Raw genomic sequence first — 19,904 nt, forward strand, 5'->3', positions numbered from 1 at the left:
AATTTATCTTTTAACTACAAATGCTTTAATCTTATGAAACGCCATGCTTTTACGATGAAATTAAAACCCGGATGCGAAGAAGAGTACAAAAAGCGTCATGATGAAATATGGCCTGAACTTAAAGAAATTCTTTCCGAAGCCGGTATCCATGACTACTCTATCTTCCTGGATGAAGATACGCTCACATTATTTGCAGTCCAGAAACTGGAGGACGATTACAACGATGAGGATATTATAGACAATCCCATCGTTAGAAAGTGGTGGGATTATATGGAAGATATTATGGAAACGAATCCTGATAATTCACCCGTAACGACTCCTCTCAAAGAGGTCTTCCACATGGATTAGTTTGTATCTATCAGTAGATATAGGAACCGAAAATTCAGATAAGGTCATTTAAAAAATAACCGGTAGGAATAAGACCATGAAATCATATTTGATAACTTGTATTGCATTAGTTGTAACAGTAGGATGCTTGTTACCCATAAAAGTCCAGGCACAGCCACTCATGGAAGATCTTGACCGGGGCCTTGTTGCCGCACCACAAGAAGATGGTGGAGTATTTATAAGTTGGCGATTGCTGGCCACTGACCCAGAAGGGACAGCCTTTAACCTGTATCGAAAAACAAACAATGGCAAAGCTACTAAAATTAATGAACAGCCAATAATCGGGGCAACGAATTTTGTGGATCAGAATGTAAAGCCGGAGAAGGATATAGCGTATGTAGTACGGCCCGTGGTAAATGGTAAGGAGCGGTCTCAAAGTAAGGCATTTCAGCTGGACTCAGCACATCCTTATCTTTCAGTTCCGCTGGAAACGCCCAGCGGTTATACTCCTAATGATGCCTCTGTTGGCGATTTGAATGGCGATGGACAATATGAGATTGTCATTCATCATACCGGGGAAAGCCGGGACAATTCCCAAAGCGGTTTTACAGATCCGCCTATTATCGATGCCTATACATTGGAAGGCACTCATTTGTGGAGAATTAACCTGGGAATAAATATCCGCGAAGGGGCTCACTATACCCAGTTTATGGTTTACGATTTGGATAGCGATGGAAAAGCAGAGATCGCTATGAAAACGGCGGATGGTACTGTGGACGGAGAGGGGACGGTAATTGGCGATCCGGATGCGGACTATCGCAATGAAGAAGGATATATCCTGGAAGGACCGGAATATCTGACTATTTTTGACGGAGAAACGGGGGGCGAACTGGCAACGACAGACTATATTCCACCCCGTCATCCGGAGACGCTTGAACCTACTTCAGAGCAGCTGGACGAGATTTGGGGCGACGGCTATGGAAATCGCATGGATCGTTTTTTGGCCGGTGTGGCCTATCTGGATGGGGAGCGTCCCAGCCTTATTATGGCCCGCGGGTATTATACCAGAGCCGTGCTGACTGCCTGGAATTGGCGCGATGGAAAGTTATCCCATCAGTGGACCTTTGATAGTGACGACGGAACCCCGGGAAACAGGGCTTACAGGGGACAGGGAAATCATCAGCTTAGCATTGCTGATGTTGATGAAGATGGGAAGGATGAAATTATTTACGGTGCAGCCGCGATAGATCACAATGGTGAAGGATTATATTCTACCGGTTTGGGTCATGGTGATGCACTACATGTTTCAGATCTGGATCCCGGGCATCCCGGACAAGAGATTTTTAACATCCAGGAACGTTTTGATGATGCGGGTGCCAACTTCAGGGATGCGGCTACTGGAGAAATCCTCTGGAAAAAACCTTCGGTTAAGGCAGGCGATGATGGAGAGGGACCGGGAAGAGGTAACGCTTTTAATATAGATCCCCGTCACCCCGGGGCAGAGGCTTGGGTACATGGCGCAAATATTGATGGGATGTTTAATGCGAAAGGGGAAACGATCAGTAATCAAAAACCCGAATTTTGTAATTTTGGCGTTTGGTGGGATGGCGACCTGTTGCGAGAGCTTCTCGACGGGAATGTTATTGCCAAATGGGATTGGGAAGCAGAAGAATTAAATTCTGTGCTTGTGGCTGAAGGAGCAACCTCTAATAACGGAACCAAAGCCACACCCGCTTTAAGTGGAGATATTCTGGGAGATTGGCGGGAAGAGGTAATTCTACGTTCCGAAGATAATGAAGAGCTTCGAATTTACACGACTACTATTCCGACCGATCATCGCATGTATACGCTACTGCACGATCGGCAATACCGGCTGGCTTTGGCCTGGCAAAATGTGGCCTATAATCAGCCGCCTCATCCCAGCTTTTATATGGAAAATTTTATGGAGGAGTACAGTCGTCCGGATATTAAAGTTGTTGAAATAAAATAGAAATGGTTAGTTCAAACAACCACGACAGGGAACAAGAAATTTCGCAGGTCTGAAAACAATATAATGGTAATACATTATTGCGATAGAGGATCTTACAGACTACATTGGTTCAGCAGAGGTATGGGAATCGATTGGGCCAGGTTTTAAAGAGTATGATACCTGAAAAAATAAGTTCAGGCACTCAGTAATTAATAATCACATATATAATATAAAAGATGTATAGGCAAAGTAATCGGACAGTAATTACGATAGGGATATTATTGCTAAGCTTTATGGTTGGGTGTACAACCGAAGAGCCTCCGGAACCACAATGGCCGGAAGTAACGTCAGAAAATAAACCTTGGACCCGATGGTGGTGGCAGGGCAGTGCCGTAGATAAAGAAAATCTGACCCTGGAGCTGGAAAGCTTTAAAGAGGCCAATATAGGGGGCGTCGAAATCACCCCGATCTATGGAGTAGCCGGATATGAAGATGAATTTATTGATTTTCTGTCGCCGGAGTGGATGGAAATGCTAACCCATACCTTGCAGAAAGGAGACAGCCTGGATATAGGTGTTGATATGGCTACCGGTACGGGATGGCCCTTTGGCGGACCAATGGTAGGCGACGCAAGAGCGGCGAAGTATGTGGCTTATGAAACATATGAGCTGCAGGAGGGAGAAAGCCTTTCTACTCCTATTGAATATGTTCAGGAGCCGTTCGTATATGCACTCGGTAATCGTATGTTTGGAGTGGAAAGCGGTTCTGCTATAGAACCTGGCGAGGAGATTGAACTTGATGATCTGGAAGAACCAGTTTCTGCCAATGATAACTTGCAATCGCTGGCACTGGAACAGGTTCGATTTGAAAAATCATTGCCGCTTGTCACTCTGATGGCTTTTTCAAATGAAGGGGAATCCATTGATCTTACAGACAGCGTTGACACGGAAGGGAATTTGGCATGGACTGCTCCGGAAGGAAACTGGACGCTATATGCATTTTTTCAGGGAATACATGGAAAAATGGTCGAACGTGCCGGACCCGGAGGAGAAGGATTGGCAATTGATCATTTTGATGAAGATGTGCTTACTGATTATTTGACCTATTTCAATGAGGCATTTACGGGTTATGATATTTCAGGATTAAGAAGCTTTTTTAACGATTCCTATGAGGTAGACGATGCCCGGGGAGAGGCTAACTGGACTCGTTATTTCCTGGAAGAATTTGAGCAGCGCCGCGGATATGATTTAAGAGAACATCTTCCGGCACTATTAGGCAATAGCTCTGATGAAAAAAACAGTCGTATATTGAGTGATTACCGGCAAACTGTTTCGGATCTGCTGCTGGATGAGTTTACCCGTCCCTGGAACCAATGGGCTGATGGGAAAGGTGCTCATATACGTAACCAGGCGCACGGGTCGCCTGCCAATATTTTGGATCTCTACGCCGCCAGTGATATTCCCGAAACTGAAGGGACCGATATCTTCCGGGCTAAGATGGCTTCATCAGCCGCTAATGTGACGGATAAACAGTTGGTGGGCTCAGAGGCCGCCACCTGGCTGAATGAGCATTTCAGTTCCTCTCTATCTGACCTTAAGACTGCCGTAGATCGATTTTTCCTTGGTGGTGTTAACCATATTGTGTATCACGGTTCGGCCTATTCTCCACAGGATGAAGAATGGCCGGGCTGGTTATTTTATGCGGCCGTTCACTTCAATCCGCAGAATCCATTTTGGGATCATTTTAAAGCATTTAATGAATACGTAGCTCGTACACAGTCATTCTTGCAGCGGGGTAATCCTGATAATGATGTACTTCTCTATTTGCCTATTCATGACCGCTGGGCCGAAACCGGCCCGGGACTCCTGCAGCATTTTGATGGGGGAATTGAAGATCAATTTGAGGGAACCGCTTTTAAAGAAGCTGCTGAGGAAATGCAAAGTCGGGGCTATGGCTTCGATTACATCTCAGACCGCCAACTGCAGCAGGTGGCCAGCTCCGGACAGCAAATACAAGCGGGTGACATTAGCTATAAAACCCTGTTAGTTCCGGCCAGCAAATATATTCCGGTTTCAACTTTTGAAAGAATCGTGGACTTGGCAAACAGTGGAGCGACGGTGCTCTTTTACCAGGATTTGCCGTCTGAGGTAGCAGGCTGGTCTGACCTGGAAACCAATCGCAAGCGTTTCCAACAGCTGGTAGAAAATATCGACTTCTCTGACTCTGATGAAGGATCAGTGCGAGAAGCAGAGGCGGGTGAAGGGCGTTTCCTGCTCGGTGACAACCTTGATGAATTATTGGAGGAGGCTTCTGTAGTGCGGGAGTCAATGACCGACCGAGGCATTGAATACCTGCGCCGAAGCCACGAGGAGGGGAACACCTACTTTATTACAAATTGGGGTAAACAAAGGATTGACGATTGGATTCCTCTCGGCGTATCTGCTGAATCAGCAGTATTATTTGATCCGATGAAAAAACAGAAAGGGTTTGCTGATTTCAGGTCGAGCGATGCCGGAACTTCAGAAGTGTATCTGCAGCTGGAGCCCGGACAGTCAATTATAGTACAAACCTATCAGGACGGCCAAAGCGAGGCTACCTACCCCTATGTGCAAGAGGAGGGAGAAGCTACATCCCTGGCGGGAACATGGAGTGTAGAATTTATCAAAGGGGGACCTGAATTGCCGGAGCCGGTTGAAATTGATACCTTGAAATCCTGGACAGAATTTGGTGGAGACGCGGTTGAAAACTTCTCGGGAACAGCAAGTTATAGCCTATCCTTTAATGCACCGGATAGCGACAGTGATGGATGGATACTCGATTTGGGAGAAGTGGAGCAAAGTGCCCGAGTTGCGCTCAACGGACAGGATCTGGGTATATTACCTGGTCCGGTTTTTAAGGTGTATATCGACCAGGACATGATGCAGGAAACCAATGAACTCGAAATAGAGGTGGCTAACCTGATGGCGAATAGAATTGCATATATGGATCGGGAAGGCATCCCCTGGAAAAAGTTCTACAATATCAATATGTCCGCCCGGCAGGGGCAAAACCGGAATGAACATGGAATATTTGATGCGTCGGATTGGGAACCAAGGCCATCGGGTCTTCTGGGGCCGGTAACCTTAACCCCGGTAAATCATTTAAATTAATTTTTAAGGAATACTTAAGGAAGTGGTCATGAAGAAATATATTCGTTGTATAATTGTCACAACGGGCATAGTGTTGAGTAGTGTATTGCTGCTCCATGCCCAGGAAACCTATCCGCTTTGGCCGGAAGAACCTCCCTACGCGGTCGGAGACAGCGAGGATGACGTTCCCACACTAACAATATTTCTTCCGGAAGAGGAAGCAGCTACAGGAAGTGGAGTTGTTATTTTTCCTGGTGGTGGCTATGGTCATTTGGCAATGGAGCATGAGGGCTATGATGTGGCGGAGCGATTTAATGAGATGGGACTTGCAGCCTTTGTGGTAAAATACCGGCATGGGAAGCAATATGGTCACCCGGTTCCGTTGCGTGATGCCCGGCGGGCCATCCGAATGGTTAAGCATAGATCGAAGGAATGGAATGTGAATCCTGAAAATATTGGTGTTATTGGGTTTTCAGCGGGTGGGCATTTAGCTTCAACAGCCGGAACACTTTTTGAGGAAGGAAATCCTAATGACCAAGATCCGGTTGAGCAAATGAGTTCCCGTCCGGAATTTATGGTACTGGTGTACCCGGTGATTTCTATGACTGACGAAATCACTCATCAGGGATCCCGGAACAACCTGTTGGGAGAAAATCCCAACTCAGCATTGGTAGATTCACTTTCATCGGAAAAACAGGTTTCATCCAACACGCCCCCTACCTTTTTAATTCATACCTCCAATGATGGGGCCGTGCCTGTGGAGAATAGTCTTGTTTTTTACCAGGCACTAAAAAAAGTTGGAGTTCCTGCTGAGATGCATATTTTTGAGGAGGGGCCCCATGGCTTTGGTTTGGGTGAAGATCATCCACTGCTTTCTGGATGGATGAACCAACTTCAATCATGGTTAAAGCATCGCAATATAATCCACTGATATTGGGGTATCTGATTTTACCTATAAACAATAATATTAAAAAATAAGAGTAGATACTATTAGTGGTTGTCTCTTATTAATAAAAGCGTGCCACTATGGATTTGGTATGTCAAAAAAATAAAAGAAGAAACTTTTGATAATGATTTATGAGTAATTTTCTTCAGCGGTTAGATGCTCGACTTGATTCTATAGATGAGTATGAACGGGAAGCAGTTCCCGCAAATAAGCGTAAAGGCTGGAAAGGTTTTTTAGGGATGTATGCCGGGGAGCATACCGCGGGTACCGAATTCGTTATCGGTCCGCTTTTTGTTGCCCATGGCGTAGCTGCTGTTGACCTTATCTGGGGTTTGATCCTGGGCAATATATTGGCTGTTTTAAGCTGGGCTTTTTTATGTGCTCCGGTAGCAGTAAAAACAAAACTTACCTTATATTGGCAACTGAGAAAAATTTGTGGATCAAAATTGGCACTGATCTATAACATTGTCAATGCACTGATGTTCTGCTTTTTAGCGGGATCGATGATTGCCGTTGCTGCTACAGCAGTAGGTTTACCCTTTGGCATAGATATGCCGGGTCTGGGTGATTGGTTACCTACGAGCCTGGGATGGATATTAACGGTCTTTGTAGTGGGTTTGGTTATAACTATTATAGCAATCTTAGGTTATGACTATGTAGCACGTTTTGCTAATATTGCATTCCCCTGGATGATTTTGGTATTTATTGCAGCTGCATTGGCCGTATTGCCTGAGTTGGGTGTTACCTCGATCTCTGATTTTTGGCCTGTTGCCAAAGAAAGTATTTGGACTGGGGTTCCCGCTGAGGGACAAAGCAAGTTTACGTTCTGGCACGTCATGTTTTTCGCTTGGTTTGCCAATATGGCGATGCATATCGGAATGTCAGATATGTCTATATTACGATTCGCAGAAAAGTGGCAACATGGATTCTCCTCGGCAACAGGAATGTTTTTTGGACATTTTATTGCCTGGATGGCATCGGGTATTCTTACCGCTGCCGCAGCAGGTGCTATTGCTCCTGGAATTATTGCCTATAACAGTGCGGGGGTAGCTGGTGCTATTTGTGTGGTTATTGCCGGATGGACGACTGCCAATCCGACGATTTATCGGGCCGGATTGGCTTTTCAAGCTGTTACCCCCAACTGGAAGCGATGGAAAGTAACACTGTTTACAGGCTTGGTCACTACGATCTTTGCATGTTTCCCCGCTCTTGTGATGAAACTGCTGGACTTTGTAGCACTGTATGGGTTAGTGTTGATGCCCATGGGAGCGGTTATCTTTCTGGATGTGATGGTCTTCCCTAAAATGAATTTGCAAAGCAACCTTGCGGAAGCTGTAGGCCTAAATTTTAACTGGGCAGCGGGTTTGACATGGTTTGTGACCCTGCTCTTATGTCTGTTTATTAATTTTTATATGGGCATTGAAATCTTCTTTCTGGGGCTGCCAGGCTGGTTTATCGCTGTATTGCTGTATATTGGTTTAAGTTACTATTACCAAAAAGATTATCGCCCCGCTGTTGCTAAGAGTTCTGCCAACTGATGTTTAAATGATATTTAGAACAATCGAGAATAAAACAGTATAAAAATGTGAGCAAAAAAAGTGAGTAGATAATATGTCACCTTGAAATCAAGGTTAGTCAAATTTTGGAAATATTAAATCAAATTAGCATTAAATATCGATTATAAGAAAATGGCAAAAAGTACTGTTGAATCCTATTTTAGAAAAGTTGAAAGCAAGTGGAACGCGCAAGAGGTTAAGGGTAAAGATCCTTTGGCGCGCTTGGTGTATCGTTCGAATTTGCTCGGAAGTGATGCCTATATCAATAATACAGGTGGGGGAAATACCTCGAGTAAGGTAATGGAAGAAGATCCTATAACCGGTGAAGAGGTTGAAGTACTCTGGGTGAAAGGTTCGGGTGGTGATTTGCGTACTGCGACCAAACCTAATTTTGCTTCGTTGTATCAGCAACGCCTGTTGGACCTCCAGGAGGTGTATGCCAATTTTGAGAATACCGGCCTGAAGACCCCGGCCGAGGATAAGATGACTGAGATGTACCCACACTGTACATTCAATCTGAACCCTCGCGCTCCGTCCATTGATACCCCGCTGCACAGTTTTATTCCATATAAGTTTGTTGACCATACCCATCCGGTACCTATTATTGCCATTGCCACGGCTGATAACGGGGAAGAGCTGATGAAGGAGATCTATGGCGATCGTTTGGCCTGGGTTGACTGGATGCGACCCGGTTTTGAGCTTGGGCTTAAACTAGAGGAAACTATTGAAGAAAATCCGGGTATTGAGGGTATCATCCTTGGAGGTCATGGGCTGATAAATTGGTCTAATGATGATAAAGAATGCTATGAACTTAGCCTTGAGCTGATTAACCAAGCTGCAGATTACCTATCTGAACATGAGTTGGGAGAAGAGTCTTACGGTGGACAATATTATGAATCTCTGCCAAAAGAAGAACGGCGCGGAGTGCTTTCTGAAATTCTACCCCATATCCGAGGCCAGATAAGCAAAGAAAATAAATTTATTGGTACGATCCAGGATGATGATCTTACCATGCAGTTTATTAATTCAAAGGATGCACCTGAACTTGCAGAATTGGGGACCTCCTGCCCCGATCACTTCATTAGAACTAAAATAAAGCCCTTATATATTGGTTGGGATCCGCAGGATGAAGATATAGATCAATTGAAGGACAAGATTAGTAGCGGACTGAAACAATACAGAGAGGATTATATTGAATACTACGAAAATTGCAGTCCGGAAGATCCATTTGATATGAGGGATCCGAATCCCACTGTTATTCTTATTCCGGGTCTTGGAATGATTACTTGGGGTAAAAACAAGAGCGAATCACGCGTAACGGCCGAATTTTATACTGCTGCTATCGGGGTTATGCGTGGGGCTGAGTCGGTGGGCAATTATACCGCAATTTCCAAGCAGGAAGCCTATGATATTGAGTACTGGGCTCTTGAAATTGCAAAACTTAAACGTATGCCACCAGAAGATGAGCTCTCTCGACAGGTTATTGCCGTAGTCGGTGCAGGAAGCGGTATTGGCAAAGACCTTTCCTCTCGTTTAATTGAAGAGGGAGGAACTGTGGCCGCACTTGACCTTGATCAAGAAGCTGCCCAGGAAACAGCCGATGAAATACTGGATGAAATCGGTATGGGTATAGGAGTTGCCGGTTCAGATATCAGTGGATCAGGAGACATTATTGGTCTCGGATGCGATATTACGGATCGGGAATCGGTTCAAGAAGCACTGAAACAAGTGGTTATCGCTTATGGAGGTGTTGATAATGTTGCCGTAACAGCGGGACTTTATCCCACACCTGATAAAGACGGCACGGTAAGTGATGCCGCCTGGGATAAAAGTTTTGCTGTCAATGTAAAAGGAAATCACATCGTAGCAGATGAGGTTGCCAATATTTGGGAGGCTCAGGACCTGCAGGGAAGTATGGTGATTACCACCAGTGCCAATGCAGTAGTTCCCAAAGCCGGAAGCATGGCCTATGATACTAGTAAATCTGCGGCTAATCATCTGATCCGGGAACTTGCCATTCGACTGGCACCCAAAGTACGGGTTAACGGTGTTGCACCAGCTACCGTTGTGGAGGGAAGTAGTATGTTCCCAAGAGACCGCGTGATTGCTTCATTAACAAAGTACAGACTCGATTTCGATGAAGACGATAGTACTGAAGTATTACGTGATAAACTGGCAGATTTTTATGCCGGACGTACTCTTACGGAAAGACCTATTGAGCTATCGCAACAGAGTGAAGCCATTTACTCATTGCTTAGTTCCAGGTTTGAAAACACAACGGGTCATATAATCCCCGTTGATGGTGGACTAACAGACGCCTTTTTGCGCTAATCTTTAGGATATCCGGTTATGAGAAAAATACTCATCATAATATCGATAATAGGATTAGTACTGACGGTGGTACCGTCAGTACTGGTCTTTATTCAGGAAATCTCGATGGAAGCCCACAAGCAGTTAATGATTGTAGGCATGTTAATGTGGTTTGGGACCTCACCCTTCTGGATGAAAGAACAAGAACTTTAGTTTGGTTAAAATGAGTTTTGTTATAGCGTGTTAATAGCAAAAAAATGTTGTTTGTTATATAGCTAGTCTGATTTTATGGAACTCTTTTAACCATTATTAAAAATAGTATGTAATCGTGAGAATTACTCAACAACAAATTTCTGAGCATAATAAAAATGCCCGTGATGCACATGAATCCCCTTTTGCGTTTATAGGAGAGGAATTAGAAAAAAAAGGAATAGATGTAGACCTATTAATAAACCAAATAGCTATATTTCAGGTGGCTATACCCAGCTGGGCTTTGGGAGCCGGGGGGACACGGTTTGGTAGATTTCCTATTGGAGGTGAGCCGGGAAATCTCGAAGAAAAGATCAGTGATGTGGGCATCTTACATGCCTTAAATCGTTCCAGTGGCGCTATTTCTTTGCATATTCCTTGGGATATCCCGGAAGATACCGCAGCAATTAAGGAATTAGCTCGAGAACATGATTTAGTTTTTGATGCGGTCAATTCAAATACATTTCAGGATCAGGATGATCAGGAATACTCCTATAAATTCGGATCGCTTTCCCATACGGATAAAGCTGTACGCCAACAGGCGATTGAACACAATATAGAAGTGATCCAATACGGAGAAGCCCTGGGTTCTAAAGCGTTAACGGTGTGGCTGGCTGATGGCTCGAATTTTCCAGGCCAGCAGAACTTTAGAAAAGCACTGAAAAGAACTAGCGAATCGCTCCAGGAAATCTATGCTGAATTACCATCGGATTGGGAAATGCTCATTGAATATAAACCGTACGAACCTAATTTTTATTCAATGGTCATTCCTGACTGGGGGACATCACTCTTATTGGCAAATAAGCTGGGTGATCAGGCACAAACACTGGTAGATCTCGGCCATCATCTTCCCAATACAAATATTGAGCAGATTGTCGCGACTCTGTTTTTGGAAAAAAAACTGGGAGGATTCCATTTCAATGACTCGAAATATGGGGATGACGACCTTACAACCGGCTCTATTAAACCCTTCCAGTTGTTCCTGATTTTTAACGAGCTCATTGATGGAACAGATGATTGCGATGACCTTGTGGAAAGTATCGCCTGGATGATTGATGCAAGTCATAATGTGAAGGATCCCCTTGAGGACTTATTGCAGTCGGTAGAGGCTATTAAAAAAGCCTATGCAAAAGCGTTACTTGTAGATAGAAAGCGTTTGGAAGAAGCCCGTGAATCCAATGATCCCACCGGGGCACAATCGATACTGCAAGATGCTTTTCAGACTGATGTACGTCCGCTTCTCCGTGAAGCTCGTATGCGCGACAAAGCCGCAGCCGATCCCATCGGACTTTATCGGGACCTGGATATTCGAAAGCAGCTAATCGAAGAACGGGGAACCGAGACCATTGCAACCGGACTTTAATTTTGAATCAATAACTTCATTAAGTTGACGGCATCTAATACTATACCGGTAACCGCTGTCTTTGATATCGGAAAGACGAATAAAAAGTTTTTTCTTTTTGATGAGGATTTTTCGGTCGTTCGGAAACAGCAAACTTCACTAGAGCAAACGACGGATGAAGACGGAGATCCTTGTGAAGATCTGGAAGTACTATCTCATTGGGTGAAAAATAAAATTGCAGAAACATTGCAGGATAGGACAATACAGATCCGCAGATTAAATTTTTCTACCTATGGAGCAAGCTTAGTTCATCTGAACAAAAATGGTGAGGCGGTAACTCCTCTCTATAATTACTTGAAACCTTATCCGGAGGAGCTGTTTGAGCAGTTTTGTGATACTTATGGTGGAAAGAAAAAATTGTCTCTGCAAACGGCTTCACCGCCCATGGGTATGCTCAATTCAGGTTTTCAGTTATATTGGTTAAAGCATACGAAACCTCTTGTTTTTCAGGAAATTCGACATAGCCTTCATTTACCGCAATATTTGAGTTATCTGGTTACAGGGGAAACAAGTACGGAGCTAACCAGTATCGGATGCCATACCGCCCTGTGGGATTATGAGTCGGAGGAGTACCATGAATGGACCGAGCAGGAAGAAATCCAGCCTTTGTTACCTTCCGTATCTCCTGTTTCTAATGTTTGGAAGTCAAATTACCAGGATAATGAATTTAAAACCGGGATTGGTATACATGACAGCTCGGCCGCGCTGGCTCCCTATCTTATTGCGCTTGATGATCCTTTTATGCTGGTTTCAACCGGGACTTGGAGTATTACATTTAATCCTTTTAATAAGGAGTCCCTGACGTACCAGGAATTAGAACGGGATGCCCTCTGCTATCTTAATATCTATGGTGACCAGGTAAAGGCTGCTCGATTTTTCCTCGGTAATGAGTATATGCATCAGAGAAAAAAACTGCATGATTACTTTAATGAGGGCTGGCAGAATGATGTTTCACTGAATGTGGAATTGATCCGGAAACGTATTGAGGAAGATAATTCCCATCAAAAGCTAAAGCTCGAGAAAGCATATAGCTCTGGTCCTTATCCCACTGATGAACCAGAAGAATGGGAGGTTGAAACATTTGATTCTTACCAAGAAGCTTATCATCAGTTAATGCTCGATTTGGTTGCTATTCAAGCTGAATCTATAAAGCTTGCCCAGGGATCGGAAGATGTAAAAAAAATCCTTATTACCGGCGGATTTAGTCAAAATGACTTTTATGTGAGCTTATTGGCATCCTTTTTTCCGGATAAAACCGTCTATACGGCCTCATTGCCTAACGCTTCGGCATTGGGAGCCGCTTTGGTAGTCAATGATATACCAAGCAGGGAAATCGATAAGCTAAATCTCAAATCTAAACTGGGAATGAAGCGTCATCAACCCGTGGAAGGGTTGAACCTTCAGGGTTATTCATGGGTAAGGCTCGGGCAGGCTAAGTGATGCAAGCCAATAATTTTGCCCTCATGCTAAGCAGTTGATAGTTTACTGTGGGTTTTAGAGCATGGGTGAAAGGTAACTTTGATGCTTTGTTTAATCCGTAATTAAGGTTTTCTTTTAGTTTCTGGCAGACCAGTATCAAATATGCTATAAAGAGTTATTATTGGAACGGTTGATATAAAGAATAATAGAATATGCAAATTTCCCTTTTCATAACGTGTTTTAACGATACGCTTTTCCCCGAGACGGGAAGGGCGATGGTGCAGCTGCTGGAGCGGTTGGGGCACACCGTAACTTTTCCGATGGAACAGACCTGTTGCGGTCAGATGCATTATAATACCGGCTACCAGGAAGAAACCATCCCGCTGGTACGCAAGTTTGTGGATGTGTTTGAAGGAGCTGAAGCTATTGTTGCTCCATCCGCTTCCTGCGTGGGAATGGTTAAGGAATTTTATCCCAAGGTGGCCGATCGAGCTGATGACAAAGTACTGGCCGGGAAGGTAGATAAAATGATTCCCCGTGTTTTTGAGCTTTCCCAGTTTTTAGTGGAAGAGCTGGGTGTGGAGGATGTGGGAGCGTATTACCCGCATCGGGTGACCTACCATCCGACCTGTCACTCTCTACGTATGCTGGATGTCGGAGACGCCCCTGTGCGATTATTGCGTAATGTTCGTGGACTTGAACTTATTGAGCTTCCTGATTCTGAGCAGTGCTGCGGATTTGGGGGAACTTTTGCTGTTAAAAATGCAGAGACCTCCACAGCTATGCTGGGCGACAAAATGTGTAATATCAAAAGTACAGGTGCGGAGGTCTGTACCGCCGCCGATAATTCCTGTCTCATGCATATTGGCGGAGGATTGCAACGGCAGAGTTCTGGAGTGGAAACAGTACACCTGGCAGAAATTTTAGCCTCTACGGAATAACGGATATGAGTAAAAAAGCGGAACATACGCCAACATTCGAGGAGTCGGCAAAGGCATACCTTGATAATACACAGCTTCGCAGAAATATAGGTCATGCTACCCATACCATTCGTGATAAGCGAGAGAATGTCGTTGATGAAATGCCCGACTGGGAAGCGCTCCGTGAAGCCGGAGATGCTATTAAAACACATACCATGCGTCACTTGGATGAGTACTTGCTTCAATTAGAAGAGTCGGTGCAAGAAGCTGGGGGGCAGGTGCATTGGGCCCGGGATGCAGAAGAGGCCAATCAAATTATTACCGGGCTGGTCAAAGGTAAGAAGGTAAACGAGGCCGTAAAGGTAAAGTCAATAACGACGGATGAGATTGGGCTTAACAAGGCACTGGCTGAGGAAGGAATACAGGCTTTAGAGACCGATCTTGCAGAACTTATCGTACAGCTGGCCGGAGACGAGCCATCTCATATTTTAGTGCCTGCCATCCATAAAAACCGGGCGGAGATACGCGAACTTTTTAAGGAGAAATTGAATAAGGATGAATTAAGCGATCGTCCGGAAGATTTGGCTGAGGCGGCGCGCCTTTATCTTCGGAAAAAGTTTTTAAATGCCAAGGTGGGGATCAGTGGAGCAAATTTTGCCGTGGCTGAAACCGGAACGGTAGCAGTAGTGGAATCGGAGGGGAACGGACGAATGTGTACAACACTGCCCGATACCTTGATTACCGTAATGGGAATTGAAAAAGTGATTCCACGCTGGCGCGATTTTGAAGTGTTCATGCAGCTTTTGCCGCGTTCTTCTACTGCCGAGCGAATGAACCCTTACAATTCTTTTTGGACAGGGGTTACCGAAGGGGATGGCCCGCAGGAATTCCACGTTGTGCTGTTGGATAACGGGCGGACCAAAGTATTGGCCGACGAGATGGGTCGCCAGACGCTTAATTGTATCAGGTGCAGTGCCTGCCTGAATGTTTGTCCGGTATACGAACGCACCGGGGGACATGCTTACAATTCGGTATATCCGGGTCCCATCGGGGCAATTCTTACGCCTCAGCTTAAGGGATTGGATGATGAAGGGGCTGCTTCGCTTCCGTATGCATCCACTCTTTGCGGAGCATGCTATGAGGTTTGTCCCGTCAAAATTAATATTCCGGATGTACTAGTTCATCTTCGAGGGAAAATTGTTGATGAGCAGAAGCGTAACGGGGGATTAAAATCAAAATTTGAGCCCGAGCATATCGGAATGAAATTGTTGAGTCGTGCTTTTGCCAATAGCAAACGGTATGAGCGGGCCCAGAAAGTAGCCCGAAGCGGACAAAAACTTTTTGCCGATGAAGGAGTTATTTCAAAATTGCCGGGCTATTTATCCAAATGGACCAATACACGGGATTTGAAGGCTATTCCCGATCAAACATTCAGAGAATGGTGGAGGCAACGCGATGAGTGAAGCAAAAAAAGAGATATTAAGCAGGATTGAGGGCGCATTAAAGGATGTGCCGGAAACGGATCAGAAATCCAATATTCGTTCCGGGCAAGATTACCGGCAACAGGGAGATCGTTCCTCAGAAGAAATTGTGGATCTGTTTGTGGAGCGAGTGGCCGAATACAAGGCAACTGTTAAGCGTATTAATGAGAGTGAATTGCAGCAAGTAATGGATGCCTCATTTGTAGCCCAGAAAGTCGAGAACTTGGTGGTACCGCCGGGCTTCCCTGACGACTGGCTCCCCAATACCATTCATCCGCAGTATGACGATCCGGAATCTCCTTTATCCCATGATGAACTGGACCAGTCGGATGGTGTTGTTACGACATGTGCACTGGCAGTGGCACAGACGGGGACGATCATTTTGGATGCGGGTGCAGGACAAGGACGCAGGGCCTTAACGCTTTTACCGGATTACCACCTTTGTATCGTTCGGGCTGATCAAATTGTGGAATTGGTGCCGGAAGGCTTTGCCTATTTTGAAGAGTCCATTAAAAATGATGGACCGCCTATAACGTTTATTTCCGGCCCCTCTGCTACTTCTGATATTGAACTCAGTCGCGTAGAAGGCGTGCACGGGCCCCGTCGTCTGGAAGTGTTGGTGCTGGATAATAAGTAAGGGTAGTTTGCTTTAACTTATAGCCCGGTCCAGATGGACATAACCGCCATCTACATGGATGAATTGACCTGTAGTATGGGATGAGCGTTCGGAGAGCAGGAAGAGGATTGTATCCGCAACTTCATTCGGGGTAGTCATTCGCTGTTTAAACGGAATTTTCGATGTAATGGATGCTTTTTTTTGTTCCGGATCATCAAATGTATCGAGCCATTTCCGATAACCCGGAGTGAATGATTCGGCAATAACAATGGCGTTTACCCTAATCTCATATTCCCTTAGATCGAGAGCCCATTCGCGGGTTAATGCCAATACCCCACCTTTGGCTGCTGCATAGCCGGAAGTGCCACCCTGGCCTGTCAGAGCCACTTTGGATGCAATGTTAATAATAGGACCTCCCGATTTTTTGAGATGAGGAAGAGCCCGCTTGGTGACGGCAAAAAAGTGAACTAAATTGAGCTTCAGGGAGTTCATAAATTCTTCATAGGAACTATCTAGTCCCACTCCATCATTTATACCCAGGTTATTCACTAACCCTTCAATTCTTCCATACTGTTCGATTGTCTTATCAACGGCTTTTTGACAATCCTCTTCTTGGGTTAAGTCCGCCTGTATAAAGAAAGCTTCCTTGCCCTTATCTTTGAGGTCATTTTCTAATTCCCTGCCTCGGGAATGTTTGTCAATAATGACCGGAATGGCCCCTTCCTCAGCGAGATGGCGGACGGTAACTTCGCCGATGCTGCCGGACATTCCTCCCCCGCCGGTAACAATGATAACTTTGTCAGTTAGCTTCAAATCCATGCTACTATATAATATTATATCTTCAAGGATTAGGCTTTTACAATTGGATTATTTAATTCTCCAATGCTGCTAATCCGGGTGCGGACAGTATCTCCAGGTGTTAAATAAACAGGAGGTTTTCGGCTGAATCCCACTCCCTGAGGTGTTCCCGAAGCAATAACATCCCCGGCTTCCAGGGTAAAGGAATGCGAAAGTTGGGATACCAGATCCGCTACACCAAAAATCATATCCCGGGTATTTGCCTGCTGTAAGGTATCGCCATTTACACTACAACTAATTTCTAGGCTTTGGGGATCAGCAACATCATCGGCCGTAAGAATAACCGGACCCATAGGGCAAAACGTATCCAGTGATTTACCACGAACCCATTGTTCATCACTAAACTGCAGGTCACGGGCGGATATATCATTGATAACCGTGTATCCGAAAACGTGGGAAAGGGCCTCTTCCGGGGAAATATTTTTGGCTTTCTTGCCAATAACAATCCCAAGCTCTACTTCATAGTCTACTTCCTGTGTGAGATTAACCGGAATTTGGATCTCATCCGTGGGCCCAACAATCGAGCTGGTAAATTTTGTAAAGACAAGCGGAGTATCCGGTACTTCCATCTTAGATTCGGATGCATGGTCCAGGTAATTCAATCCGATAGCAACAATTTTTGGGGGACGTGAGATGGGTGCGGCAAACTGGGTTTTATCTACCACTTGCCCGCTGCCCGAGTATTCTTGTAATTGTTCATTTAATTGATCTAAAGAATCATCCTCAGCTTGGATGAGTTCCATTAACGAGCCGTTAAAACCTAATTTATTTAATGCTATAGCTTTATCGTCAGTAATGACAACTGACTGTCCGTCTTTTAGTGTAGTTAATTTCACAGATCAAAAAATTTTTGTATTAAAAAGGAGCTTCATAGTTAATTTTTTGTGAAGAAACATGCAAACATTTGTTTTTCTTTCCTTTTTGGTTGTTTGAATTTATTTGGGTTAAATTTTGACCAAATGTTGAACCTATATTAATAATTAAATTTTCAGATGATAAAAAAAATAGACGCCCACCAGCATTTTTGGAATTATGACAAAGAAAAGCACAACTGGATCGATGAAAGTATGTCGGTATTGCAACAGGATTTCCTGCCATCCGATCTAAAGTCGCATCTGGATGAGAAAAATATAGACGCTTGTGTGGCGGTACAGGCCGACCAAACGGAAGAGGAAACAGACTTTTTGCTCAGTCTTGCCGATCGATATTCCTACATAGCGGGAGTTGTTGGCTGGCTGGATATTAAGAGCCCTGATTTCGGGGAGGCACTTGAAAATTATAGCTCCTATGAAAAATTAAAAGGATTGCGTCATGTTGTTCAGGATGAACCGGATGATTTTTTGCTTCAGTCCGATTTTTGCCGGGGCATAAGTTTGATTAAAGAATATAATCTGACGTATGATATTTTGATTTATGAGCACCAGCTTCCCGCCGCCGTTAAATTTGTTGAAAAATTTCCGGATCAGCCCTTTGTGCTAGACCATATTGCCAAGCCCAGAATTAAAGAGGGTGAAATGGAGAGCTGGAAGCAGGGAATTATAGAGTTGGCTCAGCATCCTAAAGTGTACTGTAAAATTTCGGGCATGGTCACCGAAGCGGATTGGAAGAATTGGCAAAAAAAGGATTTCAGACCTTATTTGGATGTTATCTTTGAAGTCTTTGGGGCGGATCGGCTTATGTTCGGGTCCGATTGGCCGGTATGTACTCTTGCAGCTGACTATAGCGAGGTATATTCAATAATTCACGAGTATATCTCATCCTATTCTGCTGAAAAACAGGAAATGATTTTGGGAGGGACTGCCCAGCAGTTTTACGGACTATAGTTCGCTTGAAAAACTGGTTAGCTATTACTGACTGTTATGTTTTTTGATATAGTCCGTAGGCGTCATGCCCTTGATGTCTTTAAACCTGCGATTAAAATTTGAGACATTATTGAATCCCGACCGGTAGCAGATTTCAGATATATTGAAGCGTTTCTCAATTAAGAGTTTACAGGCAAATCCGACACGAATTTCATTCAGGAATTGAGTAAATGTTTTTTTATTTGTTCGTTTGAAATATCGGCTAAAGGACGAAGGGTTCATGTTTACATGAGAAGCAACTTCTTGCAGGCTGATATTCCGGGTGAAGTTTTCCATGACATATTCCAGCACATTCATCATTCGCTTGTCATCTTTTTTTGCAAAGGTTTGTAGGAAACCCGGACTCGAGAGCAGCTCGTAATCCTGTTGTTCAGCTAGTAACCTTAGCACATCCAGTAACTTGAGGTATCGTTCCAGACCTTGAAGGTGGAACATCGCATCTATCATAGCTATTACCTTGTAGTTGGATGCCGGATCCTTAAATTTTATTCCTCTCTTGGCACGATTAAAGAGTTGAATAATCATTTCCATTTCGGGAAGAGAGGAAAGAACATCCGGAAAATCTTTATTGAAATGAAGGACCTGGGCCCGAGCTTTAAGATCAGAATCTTCCGAAAAGTAAACAGGATCATTGAGCCAGAGATGGGGAAGATTCTTACCAATCATTACAATCTCTCCTTCTTCAAATTTTTCAATACTGTCTCCTACAAAGCGTGTCCCCGTGCTTTCCCGAACGACCACCAATTCTATTTCCGGATGGTAATGCCATATCTTGAGAAAATTGTCATAGAGGTGTTCTCTGAGCATGACCGAACGATCTTCTACAACAGATCTGCTGATAGCTTGCGCTTTCATATAGGC

Annotated in this window: 16 protein-coding genes; 13 read left to right on the plus strand and 3 right to left on the minus strand. The window is 44.4% G+C overall.

Annotated features, from left to right (window positions below; translation table 11 throughout):
- The first annotated feature begins 33 nt into the window (after positions 1–33).
- The 12 genes from rhaM to ABEB05_RS10325 all read left to right on the plus strand — a co-directional run bounded on the left by rhaM (position 34) and on the right by ABEB05_RS10325 (position 16,344).
- Positions 34–348: an L-rhamnose mutarotase gene (gene rhaM / locus ABEB05_RS10270; RefSeq protein WP_265789842.1), complete on the plus strand. Its 315-nt coding sequence runs from the start codon at positions 34–36 to the stop codon at positions 346–348.
- 76 nt (positions 349–424) lie between these two features.
- Positions 425–2,317, plus strand: a complete 1,893-nt coding sequence (locus ABEB05_RS10275; protein ID WP_286669106.1) for a rhamnogalacturonan lyase — start codon at positions 425–427, stop codon at positions 2,315–2,317.
- A gap of 272 nt (positions 2,318–2,589) precedes the next feature.
- On the plus strand, positions 2,590–5,445 hold the full coding sequence (locus ABEB05_RS10280) for a glycosyl hydrolase (RefSeq protein ID WP_265789844.1): 2,856 nt from the start codon (positions 2,590–2,592) through the stop codon (positions 5,443–5,445).
- A 28-nt stretch (positions 5,446–5,473) separates the two neighbouring features.
- Entirely contained in the window at positions 5,474–6,355 is an 882-nt protein-coding gene (locus ABEB05_RS10285) for an alpha/beta hydrolase (protein WP_265789846.1), read from the plus strand.
- Positions 6,356–6,501: 146 nt separating this feature from the next.
- Positions 6,502–7,908, plus strand: a complete 1,407-nt coding sequence (locus ABEB05_RS10290) for a purine-cytosine permease family protein (RefSeq protein ID WP_265789848.1) — start codon at positions 6,502–6,504, stop codon at positions 7,906–7,908.
- A 150-nt stretch (positions 7,909–8,058) separates the two neighbouring features.
- Positions 8,059–10,257 (plus strand): bifunctional rhamnulose-1-phosphate aldolase/short-chain dehydrogenase, encoded by a 2,199-nt coding sequence (locus tag ABEB05_RS10295; RefSeq protein ID WP_265789850.1) that lies wholly within the window; start codon positions 8,059–8,061, stop codon positions 10,255–10,257.
- A gap of 18 nt (positions 10,258–10,275) precedes the next feature.
- Entirely contained in the window at positions 10,276–10,449 is a 174-nt protein-coding gene (locus ABEB05_RS10300) for a hypothetical protein (protein WP_265789852.1), read from the plus strand.
- Between the two features lie 115 nt (positions 10,450–10,564).
- Positions 10,565–11,848: a sugar isomerase gene (locus ABEB05_RS10305; RefSeq protein WP_265789854.1), complete on the plus strand. Its 1,284-nt coding sequence runs from the start codon at positions 10,565–10,567 to the stop codon at positions 11,846–11,848.
- A gap of 24 nt (positions 11,849–11,872) precedes the next feature.
- Positions 11,873–13,327 carry an FGGY-family carbohydrate kinase gene (locus tag ABEB05_RS10310; protein ID WP_265789856.1) on the plus strand — a complete coding sequence of 485 codons (1,455 nt, stop codon included), beginning with the start codon at positions 11,873–11,875 and terminating at the stop codon, positions 13,325–13,327.
- A 191-nt stretch (positions 13,328–13,518) separates the two neighbouring features.
- The gene (locus ABEB05_RS10315) at positions 13,519–14,247 is read left to right on the plus strand and encodes a (Fe-S)-binding protein (protein WP_265789858.1); all 729 of its coding nucleotides are present in this window, start codon (positions 13,519–13,521) and stop codon (positions 14,245–14,247) included.
- A gap of 5 nt (positions 14,248–14,252) precedes the next feature.
- Positions 14,253–15,689 carry a LutB/LldF family L-lactate oxidation iron-sulfur protein gene (locus ABEB05_RS10320; protein ID WP_265789860.1) on the plus strand — a complete coding sequence of 479 codons (1,437 nt, stop codon included), beginning with the start codon at positions 14,253–14,255 and terminating at the stop codon, positions 15,687–15,689.
- Positions 15,682–16,344 (plus strand): LutC/YkgG family protein, encoded by a 663-nt coding sequence (locus ABEB05_RS10325; protein ID WP_265789862.1) that lies wholly within the window; start codon positions 15,682–15,684, stop codon positions 16,342–16,344. The genes ABEB05_RS10320 and ABEB05_RS10325 overlap by 8 nt, the downstream gene beginning before the upstream one ends.
- Positions 16,345–16,356: 12 nt before the next feature.
- Here the strand turns inward: ABEB05_RS10325 and ABEB05_RS10330 are convergent, their stop codons facing one another.
- Positions 16,357–17,142 (minus strand): SDR family oxidoreductase, encoded by a 786-nt coding sequence (locus ABEB05_RS10330; protein WP_265789864.1) that lies wholly within the window; start codon positions 17,140–17,142, stop codon positions 16,357–16,359.
- A 29-nt stretch (positions 17,143–17,171) separates the two neighbouring features.
- Complete coding sequence (locus tag ABEB05_RS10335; protein ID WP_265789866.1) at positions 17,172–18,017, minus strand: fumarylacetoacetate hydrolase family protein; 846 nt, start codon at positions 18,015–18,017, stop codon at positions 17,172–17,174.
- 156 nt (positions 18,018–18,173) lie between these two features.
- Here ABEB05_RS10335 and ABEB05_RS10340 point away from each other — a divergent pair, with 156 nt between their 5' ends.
- The gene (locus tag ABEB05_RS10340; protein WP_265789868.1) at positions 18,174–19,004 is read left to right on the plus strand and encodes an amidohydrolase family protein; all 831 of its coding nucleotides are present in this window, start codon (positions 18,174–18,176) and stop codon (positions 19,002–19,004) included.
- Positions 19,005–19,028: 24 nt separating this feature from the next.
- Here the strand turns inward: ABEB05_RS10340 and ABEB05_RS10345 are convergent, their stop codons facing one another.
- Entirely contained in the window at positions 19,029–19,898 is an 870-nt protein-coding gene (locus ABEB05_RS10345; RefSeq protein WP_265789869.1) for an AraC family transcriptional regulator, read from the minus strand.
- Positions 19,899–19,904 lie beyond the last annotated feature (6 nt).

Source organism: Fodinibius salicampi, from assembly GCF_039545095.1.
GTDB classification, from domain to species: Bacteria; Bacteroidota; Rhodothermia; order Balneolales; family Balneolaceae; genus Fodinibius; species Fodinibius salicampi.